This is a genomic window from Rhizobium sp. Root1220 (assembly GCF_001426265.1).
In the GTDB taxonomy this organism is placed as follows: Bacteria; Pseudomonadota; Alphaproteobacteria; order Rhizobiales; family Rhizobiaceae; genus Rhizobium.
This window is the reverse complement of sequence record NZ_LMDG01000035.1, coordinates 71,315-83,766: the sequence shown is the minus strand read 5'-3', so window position 1 is coordinate 83,766 and position 12,452 is coordinate 71,315. Positions and strand designations below refer to the sequence as shown.

The window sequence follows — 12,452 nt, the reverse complement described above, 5'->3', positions numbered from 1 at the left end:
ACGCGGTGTTCGCTTATATGCATCAGAGCGGTGGAGCGTTGCACGTGAGGATGCCATGAACAAAAGAGCCTTCGCCTTGGTTGGCATCATCGCGCTTGCCGGATGCACCGCGACGGACTTTTCGTCGCCCGGTCTCGATCCGATCCCGGGTAGCATCACTTACGGCGGGCAGCCCCGAACGAAGCTGACCAAATCGCCGATCGGGTCGTCCTTCCCGCACAATTTCATTGACCAGTACGGCCAGCAGGTCGACGAGACCTACATCATCCAGCCGGATAGGTCGCTGAAGATCGCCCATCGGGAAATCCGTCCGATCCGCTTCCGTCGCCGGTAGGTCCTTGCGATTCCTCCAGTTAAACGGAACGACGCGGGGTGGCCCCTAGACTAACGACAAGCGGACTGGTTTTATGCCTGATCACACCGCAAAGGGAGCTCAGCGATGGTGGATTTCAGGGCCGAGGACGAGGCGCTCGGCAGCCTCATCCTGATCGAGGAACTGTTCCAGACATTGGCCAAGTCGGATGTCGTGCCGGCGGCCAAACTGGCCGATGTGGTACGTGGTGCGGTCGCTAGGCTGGATACCACCGATCATTTCGGCGCGGGTGCGGCAGTCCGGCACTATTTCGAGCGCTGGCTTTCGGAATAGCTATTCGTAGCGAATGCCCTCTCGGTCCGGGATCATCTGGTGAGATAGCGCACTGCAACAGCGCTGTACGGATCGTGCGCAACTTCTAATCTTCGTTCCCAACAGGCCCGACTCGCCGGAGAACGGTGATGAATCAGCGGAGGCGGTTGTGTTTGCCCGCGATCGTCGGCAAATTGCCGTCCGGAGAAGTCTGACAACATGACAACGGAGTCAGACTTGCGGAGGTTGTGCGCCGATAGCGCGCGCGGGAGGAAATTATGAAAATTACTCGTCTTGAAACAGTGCGCGTCGCCGAGCGCGCCAACCTGCTCTGGCTGCTGGTCCATACCGACGAGGGCCTGACGGGTCTTGGGGAAACCTTCTTCGGTGCCGAAACAGTCGAGGCCTATGTGCATGAATACATTGCGCCGCGCGTCATCGGCCGCGATCCACTGGAGATAGACGGTCTTGCGGCCGACCTGGTCGGCTACCTCGGCTTTCGTTCGTCCGGCGCCGAAGTGCGGGGCAACTCCGCCTTCGACATCGCGCTCTGGGACCTGTTCGGCAAGGCTACGGATCAACCGATCGCGCAGTTGCTCGGTGGCTTCACACGCCGCGAGATCCGGACGTACAACACGTGCGCGGGTACCGAATACATTAAGAAGGCGACGGGCCAGACGACGGGAAATTACGGGCTCTCGCAAGGCCGGGACTACGATGACCTCAACGGCTTCCTGCACCGCGCCGACGAGCTTGCCCATTCGCTATTGGAAGATGGCATAACGGCGATGAAGATCTGGCCCTTCGACGCTGCCGCGGAAAAGACCCGCGGACAGTATATCTCCATGCCCGACCTGAAACAGGCCCTCGTACCCTTCGAGAAAATCCGCGCCGCCGTGGGCGACAAAATGGACATCATGGTGGAGTTCCACTCGATGTGGCAACTCTTGCCGGCGATGCAGATCGCCAAGGCACTTACCCCCTACCAGACTTTCTGGCACGAGGATCCGATCAAGATGGACAGTCTCGCGAGCCTCAAGCGATATGCCGAGGTTTCGCCGGCGCCGATTTCGGCTTCGGAAACGCTGGGGTCCCGCTGGGCGTTTCGCGACTATCTCGAGACCGGCGCAGCAGGGGTCGTGATGCTCGACGTCAGCTGGTGCGGTGGCCTGTCGGAAGCACGCAAGATCGCAGCGATGGCGGAAGCCTGGCACCTTCCCGTCGCGCCTCACGACTGCACCGGCCCGGTCGTGCTCTGCGCCTCCACGCATCTGTCGCTCAACGCGCCCAATGCGCTGGTGCAGGAAAGCGTCCGCGCTTTTTACAACACTTGGTACCGCGACCTGGTGACGGCCCTTCCCGAGGTCCGCAACGGCATGATAACCGTGCCGCCCGGTGCCGGCCTGGGCATGGAACTCAACCCAGAGCTTGAGCGTGCCTTCACCGTCAGTCGCCGGGTTTCAGACACCTCGACGATCTGACATGCGGACAAGAAATCGATGACCAACACGAGTGAGACGACTGTGACCGGAAGCCGCCTGAATTCGATCGCCGGACCGGGGCTCATGCTTCTCGGCATGCTGATGTTCGCATTGAATGACGCGATGGGGAAATGGCTGGTCGCCAGCTATGGACTCGGCCAGGTGGTCTTCGTCCGCAGCCTGGCAGCACTCCTCATCCTGTCGCCCTTCCTGTGGCGCGCCGGCTGGAAGCCGGTCGTCGAGGCGGAGAGGCCGCTGATGCAGGCATCGCGGGTGCTGTTTTCGACAATGGAAGTGTTCTGTTTCTACTATGCGGTCATGTATCTGCCGCTGGCGGATGTCATGACCTATTGGCTTGCGGCACCGATATATGTCGCTGCCGCGTCCCCTCTCCTGCTGGGCGAGAAGGTCGGCTGGCGGCGCTGGACGGCGATCTTCGTTGGCTTCATCGGCGTTATCATCACGCTCGAACCGTCGAGTGCGATGTTTACGATGCCGGCTATCATATCGATCGTGGGCACCTTCGCCTTCGCCTTCATGTTGCTCTCGGGTCGCAGCCTGCGTTCCACGCCGGACAAGACGCTGGTGCTCTTCCAACTGGCAGGCGCCGGGCTCGCAGGCCTCGTCTTTGCCCCATCCGATTGGACGCCGCTGACCTCGGCTCCGGAATTTGCGCTGTTGTGCCTCCTGGGGGTCGTCGCCATGGGCGCGCACATGCTGGTCAATCGTGCGCTGAAGATCTCCGACGCTGCGACCGTTGCGCCGCTTCAGTATACGCTCCTGCTCTGGGCGATCGTTTTCGGCTGGATGTTCTTCGGCGATGTTCCGCGCCTGACCATGATATTCGGCGCCGCGCTGATCATCGGGTCGGGCATGTTCATCTTCTTCCGCGAGCGACAGTTGAAGAAGCGCCAGCTGGACGGTCCGCTGGAAGTGCCGTGACACCCCCGGTGATATAGCGCGCCAGCTCATCCGACACCGTGAGGCCGGAGTTCATCGCATATCGCAGGACGACGTTCACGAAGACCATGATCGCCATTCCCGAAAGAAGGAGGATCAGCAGGAGTTCGAGGGTTTTGCCTTTTGCACCCGTGCTCCCTCCCTTCAAATCACAACAAGCCGCGCTTGGCGAGATTTCGCATCAAAGCGCCAACGCCAAAGGTCCATTCCGGGCAGGCATCGCTGCGGTCCACCCAGTTGACAAGCCGCCCCAGCGTCGGTGTTGCGATCTCCACGCGATCGCCGATTTCATGCGTGAAGCCTTGCCCAGCGCCGCGTCGATCCTTGACGGGTGCGAACATCGTACCGAGGAACAGCACCGCACCATCGGGATATTGATGATTGCGATTGAGCAATTGGCCCGCGAGTTCGGCGGGCTTGCGGCTGATCGCCTCCATCGGGCTCTCGCCCGTCATCTCGAAACCGTCCTTACCCTCGACCCGTAGCGACACCCGGACCCTGCCGAGCTCTTCCAGGGTGAAATCCCCATCGAACAGGCGGATAAAAGGACCAATTGAGCAGGAGGCGTTGTTATCCTTTGCCTTGCCGAGCAGCAGCGCGGAACGTCCTTCGACGTCGCGCAGGTTCACGTCATTGCCGAGCGTCGCACCAACGATCTCGCCGGATGAGCGCAGCACCAGCACCACTTCCGGCTCGGGATTGTTCCATTCGGATATTGGATGGATACCGACAAGCGAACCGCAACCGACCGCGGACATCGGCTGCGACTTGGTGAAGATTTCGGCATCCGGTCCGATGCCGACTTCAAGATATTGCGACCATAGATTCATGTCCTGCAGCAGCGCCTTGACGCGGGCCGCCTGTTCCGAGCCGGCGACCACACCGCGAAGGCTGTCGCCAAGCACGGGAGCCAGTCGCTTGCGGATGTCGAGCGCGCGCGTCGCATCGCCCTTCGCCTGCTCTTCGATCACGCGCTCCAGCATGCTGTCGGCGAACGTCACACCTGCGGCCTTGATGGCCTGGAGGTCGATCGGCGCCAGCAACTCGCCAGCCTCGCCCGACAGAAAATCGTCCACGGCGCCGAGATCGACAAGGCTGCCCACGGTCTTCAGTCTTTCAACCAGACCATCGATTTCCACTAGCGACGACACTGTCGCCGATATCGAAGAGAGGTCATACAGCCTGCCGTCACGAACGAGAACCGGGCACGGGCCATCCGCAGCCTTGGACCAGACGCGGCCGATCAGAAGTGCCCCGTCCGCATCCTCAGGTAAAATTGCGGCAGCGTGAAGCGATCTTGTGGAATTCAAGTGAAGCCCTCCTCATTCTCCCCGGCAAAGTCGACCCCCAGTCACCTTGCCATATTGTCAGGATGTCTGACAACAATGTTGCACTGTTCTAGTCATACTTCTCCCGGCTGTCCAGCACCGAAAATGCTACCCCTTGAAAAGGTATCCAGTCATAGCCGCGGATCATCGCGGCTATGCGCAGTCAGTAGGATTCGAGTGTGAGATCGATGCGGTTCGCGGCCCCAAGCAGGTGCCTCCTCATGGCGTCGCGCGCCTTGTGCGGATCCCTGGTCGCGAGCGCATCCCTTATTGCCACGTGCTCCGCAATGGTAACCTCGACGATTTCCTCAAGGACCGCAGCGGCCCGGGCTGCGTTGATCGCTAGGCTTATCCGCTCCGCTATGAAGCCGACGAACAATGCAAAATACTCGTTGCCGGTTGCGGCGGCCACGATGCGATGAAAAGCAAGGTCCGCGACGATTCCCTCATCGGTCCACTTTGCGGTGCCCGTCATCGCCGCCAGCGCTTCATCAAGTTTGGCAAGGTCGATGTCGGTATGGTGGATCGCGGCGAGACCGGCGGCTTCGATTTCCAACGGTATACGCAGCTGAAAAAGATCCCTGAAGGTTGCCCGGTCGTGAAGATCGTCCTGCTCGATACGGATCGACTGGCGCGCCTTGAGTTCGGTCGCGAAAGCCCCGACCCCCTGGCGCGTTTCCACCAGGCCCTCATTGCGCAGCTGAGCGATCGCCTCGCGCACCACCGAACGGCTGACTCCGAAGCTGTTGGCAAGAAAATGCTCGGTCGGCAGCTTTTCACCCGCAAGGATACGGCCCTCGGTAATTTCCCGCGCGATCTGCCCCGCAATACGCGCGGGCAAATGCTCGTTGCGCCTGATCTGACCAAAATCCGCTGACATGCCCTGTCCTTCTGGGTTCCCCGGCTTATGAATGCTGTTCGAAGTCGAATTGGCAACCCGGATTCATCACGATCGACGGATCGATGGCGACTTTCAATGCGGTTAGCAGCTTTCGCCGAACCGCCGGAAGACGAGCACTGTAGTCGGACTTCTTCAGCCGGCCAATGCCATGCTCAGCGCTGATCGACCCCTCATACGCGTCAAGCACCGCGTTGATCGCGTTTTTCGCGCGGTAGATGCTTGCATCGATTTCGGCGCGCGGCAGATCCCCGGGAGGTAGGACATTAAGGTGCACGTTGCCGTCGCCGACGTGGCCGTATGAAACGCATATGCAATCAGGCAGTCGCTCGGTAACGGCCTTTTCGGCATCGCGCACGAAATCGGCGAGGCGCGATAGCGGCACGGACACGTCGGTCCGCAAGTGCGGGCCACGCTTGGCCTGACCTTCGTTCATGCCTTCGCGGAAGAGCCAGAGGTTGCGGGCCTGCGCCGCGGATCTGGCAATAACCCCGTCGGTCACAAGGCCCTCCTCCATCACCGCACCGAGGAAGCGCTCCATCAGATCGCCGATGTCGACCAGACCCGAGCCGGAGATCTCCAACAGCACGTAGGCGGGATAGTCGTCGGACATTGGCATCACAAGGTCCGGCATGGCCTCCCGGGCGAGGACGAAGGCGAGTGTCGGCATGAATTCGAAGGCCGACATCAGGTCGCAGCAGTCGCGGCGCGCCCGGCGGAAAAGCTTGATAGCGTCGTTGAGAGAATTGAGTCCCAGAAGCGCGGTTGCGATCTGTTCCGGCTCCGGCATCAGCTTCACCGAAACCGCGGTGACAATTCCCAACGTCCCTTCGGCGCCGATGAATATCTGCTTCAGGTCGATGCCTCGATTGTCCTTGCGAAGGGTCGACAGGCCATCGAAGACCGAGCCATCGGACAGGACCACCTCAAGCCCGAGCACAAGTTCGCGGGTCATCCCGTAGCGCAGGACGTTGATGCCGCCCGCGTTTGTCGAAACGTTGCCGCCGATCTGGCAGGACCCCTGTGCGCCAAGTGCTAGCGGGAAGAACATGCCGGCGTGCGCTACGGCGTCCTTGAAGTCGGAAAGGATGCAACCCGCCTCGACCACGGCAGAGAAATCGTCGGGATCTATTCGCCGGATGCGCGTCATCCGCTCGAGGCTGATTACCACCTGATCCGCCGGATGGTCGGGCGTGGCGCCCAGCACGAGACCGGTGTTGCCGCCCTGGGGGACAATCGACAGGCCGAGCGCCACGCAAGCCCTTACAGCAGTCGAAACCTCTCCGGTCGAGCGTGGGCGAAGGACAGCGACCGCGCCTGTCGTTACGTCACCATGCCAATCGCGGCAATACTTCTCGACGGCTTCTCCCGACAGCACCATGTCGGTGCCGAGCGCGTGCTTCAGCCTCTCGACGAATTGCGTCCCGTCGGCCACGTAGTCCGCTCCGCTCACGATCCCCTCCCGTATCCACCTATTCGAGCGGCACAACCGAAGTTCCTTCGGCCAATCCCTGCGCGCAATCAACAATTCTGTTTTCAAGAGTGTCATATAAGGTTATCAGACAACCTTACAATATTTTTGTTGTGGCGTCGCTTCGGCATCCGGGAAGTCGGCGCACATGGCTGAGGGAGGAATATCGTGCACATTCTCATCATCGGTGCCGCTGGCATGGTTGGTCGCAAACTGGCGCAGCGCCTGACGAAGGATGGCACCCTCGGGGGGCGTGCGATCAAAGCCATGACATTGGTCGATGTGTTCACACCCGACAATCCCGATGGCTTTGCCGGCAAGGTCGCACTCAAGACCGCCGACCTCTCCGCGCCCGGCGAGGCTGCCCGGCTGGTCTCCGGTCGGCCCGACGTTATATTCCATCTTGCGGCGATCGTTTCGGGCGAGGCCGAGCTTGATTTCGACAAAGGCTATCGCATCAATCTCGACGGTACGCGCTACCTCTTTGACGCCATCCGTATCGCCAATGGGGAGGACGGCTACAAGCCCCGCGTCGTCTTCACCTCGTCGATCGCGGTCTTCGGCGCTCCCCTCCCCTATCCGATCCCGGACGAATTTCACACCACACCGCTTACCAGCTACGGTACCCAGAAGGCGATCGGCGAACTGTTGTTGTCGGACTATTCGCGTCGCGGCTTCTTCGATGGCATCGGCATCCGCCTGCCGACCGTCTGCATCCGCCCGGGCAAGCCGAACAAGGCGGCCTCCGGGTTCTTCTCCAACATCCTGCGTGAGCCGCTGGTGGGCCAGCCCGCCGTTCTGCCGGTCTCCGACGACGTTCGCCACTGGCACGCCTCGCCGCGTTCGGCTGTTGGCTTCCTGATCCACGGCGCGACAATCGACGTCGACAAGGTTGGCCCGCGCCGTAACCTCTCCATGCCCGGCCTCAGCGCGACGGTGGGAGAGCAGATCGAAGCGCTGCGGCGGGTGGCAGGCGACAAGGCAGTTGCGCTCATCCGCCGGGAACCCGACGAGATGATCATGCGCATGTGCGCGGGCTGGGCGCCGGGTTTCGGGGCCGAACGCGCCATCGCACTCGGCTTCACCGCGGAAAGATCCTTCGACGAGATCATCGAGGTTTACATCGAGGATGAACTCGACGGGAAGCGTCCCCTTGCCGTGTGACGACGGTTGTAAGGAGTATCCGTCTAGCCATGCCGGAAACCGCACAGTGATCGCGTTCCGCATTACCGTTGCGAGTTTGCCAAGCTCTCGATGAGATAGCGCGTGCCGCACGGTGCGCCACCATATGCGCAATAGCCCGTGGCCGCGAGACCACGGGCCTTTTGACGTGTGTCACTGTCGACAGTTGCGCGACCGTGAGATGCCGCAGGGGATATCCCGGCACAAAATTTGTGCAATGCAAAATGTGCCCAAAAAATCACTTGACGTCCCGAACCAATATGGGTTTGGATTGAACCAATAGGAAATTGGTTCGAGCCATTTGCATGGATGAAGCCACCGGCAATTCAAATTACGCCTTGGACAAGCTCCGGACGCTGCTGCGTTCGGGCAGCCTGGATGCCGACGGCAAATTGCCGACCGAACGCGCCCTCTCGGACATGTTGGACGTCAGCCGCCGCGCGGTGCGCCGGGCACTGGAAGTGCTCGAAGCCGAGGGCCTCATTTGGCGCCGCCAGGGATCCGGCACCTTTGCCGGGCGGCGCCCCGACGGCTGGAGCGAGCACGTGGATTCGATCGTCGCGGGCACGGACCTGATGGAAATCATGGAAGTGCGCCTGCGCATTGAACCACAGCTCGCCCAGCTCGCCGCCATGCGCGCCAAGGCGGGCGAGGTCACGCGGATGTATGAACTCGTCAAGAAGATTTATGAAAGCACCGACGCCGACGGCCGCGAACTCTGGGACGGGGCATTGCATCGGCATATCGCGCAATGCGCCGGCAACCAGTTCTTCCTGACGATCTTCGACGTCATCAACCGCGTGCGCCAGGATGAAGCCTGGCAGGCGATCCGGGAACGCGCCCGCAGTGCCAACGGGACCCGGACGGTGACCTACGGCCAGCATACCGCGATCGTTGATGCGATCGCCGCGCGTGATCCTGGGGCGGCGGGCGAAGCCATGCGCCTGCACCTTTTGACGTTGCAGGAAAGCCTCGTCCGCATCACGTCGCTCGACCATCAGCAGCCGGAAAGGAACAAGAGCTCATCTGAAGAGCCGAACCCCAACGGCGCATTGTCTGCCGAACACCAAACAAGAAAACAGAGGAGAACGGAATGAAGAATGCCACACGCGTGACGACCCTTCTTGCGGGAGCGCTCATCGCTCTCCCTGCCTTTGCAACCGATCTCAAGATCGGCCTCCAGGACGATGCCGATGTGCTTGATCCGGCGCAGTCGCGAACCTTCGTCGGCCGCATCGTGTATACGGCGATGTGCGACAAGCTGGTCGACGTATCGCCAGACCTGAAAATCGTGCCGCAGCTCGCGACCGAGTGGAAGTGGTCCGAGGATGGCAAGGCTCTGACTATGAAACTTCGCGAAGGTGTGAAGTTCCACGACGAGACGCCGATGGACGCTGCAGCCATCGTCGCAACGATCGAGCGCAACATGACGCTGCCGGAGTCCCGTCGGAAGAGCGAGCTCACTTCGGTGGAGAAGGTCGAGGCAACCGGCGATCATGAGGTGAAGTTTACGCTGAAGAGCCCGGACGTGACCCTGCTTGCGCAACTTTCCGACCGCGCCGGCATGATTGTCTCGCCAAAGGCTGCCAAGGAACTTGGCGCCAATTTCGGCAGCCATCCGGTTTGCGCAGGTCCGTTCAAGTTCGTCGAGCGTGTGCAACAGGACCGCATCGTGCTCGAGAAGTTCCAGGACTACTGGGACAAGGATAATGTGTTCATCGACAAGGTCACCTATCTGCCGATCCCCGATACGACGGTGCGGCTCGCAAACCTCCGTTCCGGCGATCTCGACATGATCGAGCGGCTTGCGGCGACCGACGCCGCTTCCGTCAAGGAAGACACCAGCCTCACATATGCCGACGTCGTCAACATCGGCTACATGGCACTTTACGCCAATATCGCCAACGGTCCGCGCGCCGACAATCCGTTCGGCAAAGACAAGCGCCTGCGCCAGGCGTTCTCGCTTGCGATCGATCGCGATGCGCTGAACCAGATCGTCTACGAAGGTACTGCAGTCGGTGGCAATCAGCCCTTTCCCCCGAACAGTCCTTGGTTCGACAAGGACATCCCGGTACCTGCGCGTGACCTCGACAAGGCGAAGGCTCTGGTGAAGGAGGCCGGTTTCGATCGTGTACCGGTCGAGATGCAGATCCCGAACAACCCGGTCGCTGCGCAGATGATGCAGATCGTGCAGTCGATGGTGGCCGAAGCGGGGTTTGACGTCAGCCTGAAGTCGACGGAATTCGCAACGCTGTTGTCGGAGCAGACGGCCGGCAACTATCAACTCAGCCGTTCGGACTGGTCCGGCCGCGTCGATCCCGATGGCAACATTCACCAGTTCATCACATGCAAGGGCGGCATCAACGACACCAAATACTGCAACCCGGACGTGGACAAGCTGCTCAACGAAGCACGCGCCTCCACCGACGATGCGGTCCGCAAGCAGAAGTACGATGCGGCTGCGGTCATCCTGAACGACGATATGCCGATCATTTATCTCGGCCATCAGTCCTGGATCTGGGCACTTCACAAGAACATCACCGGCTTCGTACCGTCGCCGGATGGCATGATCCGCCTCACCGGCGTGAAAAAAGCCAGCCAATCCGAATAGAACGGCCCCGTGCGGCGGAGACCCCTCCGCCGCACATCCCGCGCGCCTGTCAGGATCGCTCATGTATACCTACATCGCCAAGCGGCTACTGGTCGCCATACCGACGCTGCTGATTATTTCGGTCTTCGTATTCTCGCTGCAAAAGCTCCTGCCGGGGGATCCCATCCTCGCCATGGCAGGGGAAGAGCGTGATCCGCAGGTGATCGAATATCTGCGCGAGAAATACCGGCTCAATGATCCCGTGCCTTACCAGTATGTTTCATGGCTCGGGTCCGTGCTCCAGGGTGACCTCGGCATCTCGCTGCGTACCAACCAGCCGGTCCTCGAGCTTGTCGGCGAAAAGCTTCCCGTCACCATCCAGCTGGCTATCATGTCGATGATCTTCGCCGTGGTGATCGGCGTGCCGATGGGAATTCTTGCTGCGGTCAAGAAGAATACGATTTTCGACTATCTCGCGAACCTCGTCGCGCTATCCGGCCTCTCCATCCCGAACTTCTGGCTTGGTATCATGCTGATCCTGCTGGTTTCGGTAAAACTCGGGTGGCTGCCGGCTTCAGGCTACGAGCCGTTCTTCAATGACCCGCTGCGATCGATCCAGACCATGCTGATGCCTGCTTTCGTACTCGGCAACGCGCTGGCTGCCACACTCATGCGCCATACGCGGTCGGCGATGCTGAGCGTGCTCAGCGCCGACTACATCCGCACAGCACGTGCAAAGGGGCTGCCGGAACGAGCCGTGGTGCTGGAACACAGCTTCCGCAATGCCGTTCTTCCGATCGTGACGCTCGGTGCGTTGCTGTTCGGCGAGCTCCTTGCCGGCGCTGTCCTGACAGAACAGATCTTCACGATCCCGGGCTTTGGCAAGCTGATTGTCGACGCTGTCTTCAACCGCGACTACGCGGTGGTCCAGGGCGTGGTGTTGTGCACGGCAATCGGCTTTATCCTGATGAATCTCATCGCCGACGTGCTCTACGTCCTCCTCAATCCACGCATGAGGGCCGCCCTATGAGCACACTCGATCAGGTGGTCGTCATCGCTGAACGACGCGCACCCAGCCGCGCCTGGCGCAAGCTCAAGGCAAACAAGGGTGCATTGGTCGGTCTTGGCATCATCGCATTCTTCGCCGTTCTGGCGATGGCGGCACCGCTTCTGCCGATACCGGATCCCAACGCCACGAACTGGTCGGCGATCCGCAAGGCGCCCTCGGCAGCACATTGGCTGGGCACCGACGATATCGGCCGCGACATTCTCTCACGGATGATCTGGGGTGCCCAGGCGTCGCTCATGGCCGGCGTTTTCTCGGTTGCCATCGCAGTCGTGATCGGGGTGCCGTTCGGATTGCTCTCTGGCTATTTCGGCGGCTGGGTGGATCAGATCATTTCCCGGATCACCGAAGCCTTCCTCGCCATGCCGTTCCTGATCACTGCCATCGCGCTTGCCGCCTTCCTCGGCCCCAGCCTGAGCAACGCGATGATCGCGATCGGTCTTTCGGCAATGCCGATCTTCATCCGGCTGACGCGCGGACAGGTGCTTGCAGTCAAGACGGAGGAGTATATCGAAGGTGCGCGTTCAATCGGGCTGAGGCACCTCAGCATCATCACCCGCTACATCCTGCCCAACGTCGCGGCGCCGATCCTGGTCCAGGCGACACTCACGATTGCGACCGCGATCATTGCCGAAGCCAGCCTCTCTTTCCTTGGCCTCGGCCAGCAGCCCCCCGCCGCGAGCTGGGGCTCGATGCTGAACGTTGCGAAGAACTTCCTGTCCCAAGCGCCGTGGATGGCGATGTGGCCGGGTGCGGCGATCTTCCTCGTCGTCATCGGCTTCAATCTGCTCGGTGACGGCCTGCGTGACGCTCTTGATCCGCGCGAAGCATGATTTTTCGAAAGGACATCT

The 12,452-nt window shown here is 60.9% G+C and carries 12 protein-coding genes and 1 pseudogene; 9 read left to right on the top strand and 4 right to left on the bottom strand.

What is annotated here, in order from left to right:
* Positions 1–55 precede the first annotated feature (55 nt).
* The 4 genes from ASC90_RS23725 (at position 56) to ASC90_RS23710 (ending at position 3,048) form a co-directional block, all read left to right on the top strand.
* Complete coding sequence (locus ASC90_RS23725) at positions 56–334, top strand: hypothetical protein (RefSeq protein WP_056545957.1); 279 nt, start codon at positions 56–58, stop codon at positions 332–334.
* A gap of 105 nt (positions 335–439) precedes the next feature.
* Complete coding sequence (locus ASC90_RS23720; protein WP_056545956.1) at positions 440–646, top strand: hypothetical protein; 207 nt, start codon at positions 440–442, stop codon at positions 644–646.
* 257 nt (positions 647–903) lie between these two features.
* Entirely contained in the window at positions 904–2,106 is a 1,203-nt protein-coding gene (locus ASC90_RS23715) for a mandelate racemase/muconate lactonizing enzyme family protein (RefSeq protein ID WP_056545954.1), read from the top strand.
* 84 nt (positions 2,107–2,190) lie between these two features.
* Entirely contained in the window at positions 2,191–3,048 is an 858-nt protein-coding gene (locus tag ASC90_RS23710) for a DMT family transporter (RefSeq protein ID WP_082520041.1), read from the top strand.
* Positions 3,049–3,061: 13 nt separating this feature from the next.
* Here ASC90_RS23710 and ASC90_RS30140 read toward each other — a convergent pair.
* The 4 genes and pseudogenes from ASC90_RS30140 to ASC90_RS23695 form a co-directional block, all read right to left on the bottom strand.
* Positions 3,062–3,145 (bottom strand): annotated as a pseudogene (locus tag ASC90_RS30140) (TRAP transporter small permease); the annotation flags it as partial.
* 70 nt (positions 3,146–3,215) lie between these two features.
* Positions 3,216–4,376 carry a fumarylacetoacetate hydrolase family protein gene (locus ASC90_RS23705; RefSeq protein ID WP_056545951.1) on the bottom strand — a complete coding sequence of 387 codons (1,161 nt, stop codon included), beginning with the start codon at positions 4,374–4,376 and terminating at the stop codon, positions 3,216–3,218.
* A 181-nt stretch (positions 4,377–4,557) separates the two neighbouring features.
* The gene (locus ASC90_RS23700) at positions 4,558–5,274 is read right to left on the bottom strand and encodes a FadR/GntR family transcriptional regulator (protein WP_056545948.1); all 717 of its coding nucleotides are present in this window, start codon (positions 5,272–5,274) and stop codon (positions 4,558–4,560) included.
* Between the two features lie 25 nt (positions 5,275–5,299).
* Entirely contained in the window at positions 5,300–6,745 is a 1,446-nt protein-coding gene (locus tag ASC90_RS23695; RefSeq protein WP_244480442.1) for an FAD-binding oxidoreductase, read from the bottom strand.
* Between the two features lie 186 nt (positions 6,746–6,931).
* Between ASC90_RS23695 and denD the strand changes: the two genes are divergently transcribed.
* The 5 genes from denD (at position 6,932) to ASC90_RS23670 (ending at position 12,434) form a co-directional block, all read left to right on the top strand.
* Positions 6,932–7,927 carry a D-erythronate dehydrogenase gene (gene denD / locus ASC90_RS23690; protein ID WP_056545946.1) on the top strand — a complete coding sequence of 332 codons (996 nt, stop codon included), beginning with the start codon at positions 6,932–6,934 and terminating at the stop codon, positions 7,925–7,927.
* 317 nt (positions 7,928–8,244) lie between these two features.
* Entirely contained in the window at positions 8,245–9,042 is a 798-nt protein-coding gene (locus ASC90_RS23685) for a FadR/GntR family transcriptional regulator (RefSeq protein ID WP_082520040.1), read from the top strand.
* A complete protein-coding gene (locus ASC90_RS23680) occupies positions 9,039–10,556 on the top strand; it encodes an ABC transporter substrate-binding protein (RefSeq protein WP_056545944.1) in 1,518 nt (505 codons plus the stop codon). Before ASC90_RS23685 ends, ASC90_RS23680 begins: the two co-directional genes overlap by 4 nt.
* Positions 10,557–10,617: 61 nt before the next feature.
* A complete protein-coding gene (locus ASC90_RS23675) occupies positions 10,618–11,565 on the top strand; it encodes an ABC transporter permease (protein WP_056545942.1) in 948 nt (315 codons plus the stop codon).
* The gene (locus tag ASC90_RS23670) at positions 11,562–12,434 is read left to right on the top strand and encodes an ABC transporter permease (RefSeq protein ID WP_056545940.1); all 873 of its coding nucleotides are present in this window, start codon (positions 11,562–11,564) and stop codon (positions 12,432–12,434) included. The genes ASC90_RS23675 and ASC90_RS23670 overlap by 4 nt, the downstream gene beginning before the upstream one ends.
* Positions 12,435–12,452 lie beyond the last annotated feature (18 nt).

What these genes read in the sequence shown, in the direction of transcription:
- ASC90_RS23725 (WP_056545957.1), top strand. Translation starts at nt 56, where the DNA reads ATGAACAAAAGAGCCTTCGCCTTGGTTGGCATCATCGCGCTTGCCGGA.
- ASC90_RS23720 (WP_056545956.1), top strand. Translation starts at nt 440, where the DNA reads ATGGTGGATTTCAGGGCCGAGGACGAGGCGCTCGGCAGCCTCATCCTG.
- ASC90_RS23715 (WP_056545954.1), top strand. Translation starts at nt 904, where the DNA reads ATGAAAATTACTCGTCTTGAAACAGTGCGCGTCGCCGAGCGCGCCAAC.
- ASC90_RS23710 (WP_082520041.1), top strand. Translation starts at nt 2,191, where the DNA reads ATGCTTCTCGGCATGCTGATGTTCGCATTGAATGACGCGATGGGGAAA.
- ASC90_RS23700 (WP_056545948.1), bottom strand. Translation starts at nt 5,274, where the DNA reads ATGTCAGCGGATTTTGGTCAGATCAGGCGCAACGAGCATTTGCCCGCG.
- ASC90_RS23680 (WP_056545944.1), top strand. Translation starts at nt 9,039, where the DNA reads ATGAAGAATGCCACACGCGTGACGACCCTTCTTGCGGGAGCGCTCATC.
- ASC90_RS23675 (WP_056545942.1), top strand. Translation starts at nt 10,618, where the DNA reads ATGTATACCTACATCGCCAAGCGGCTACTGGTCGCCATACCGACGCTG.
- ASC90_RS23670 (WP_056545940.1), top strand. Translation starts at nt 11,562, where the DNA reads ATGAGCACACTCGATCAGGTGGTCGTCATCGCTGAACGACGCGCACCC.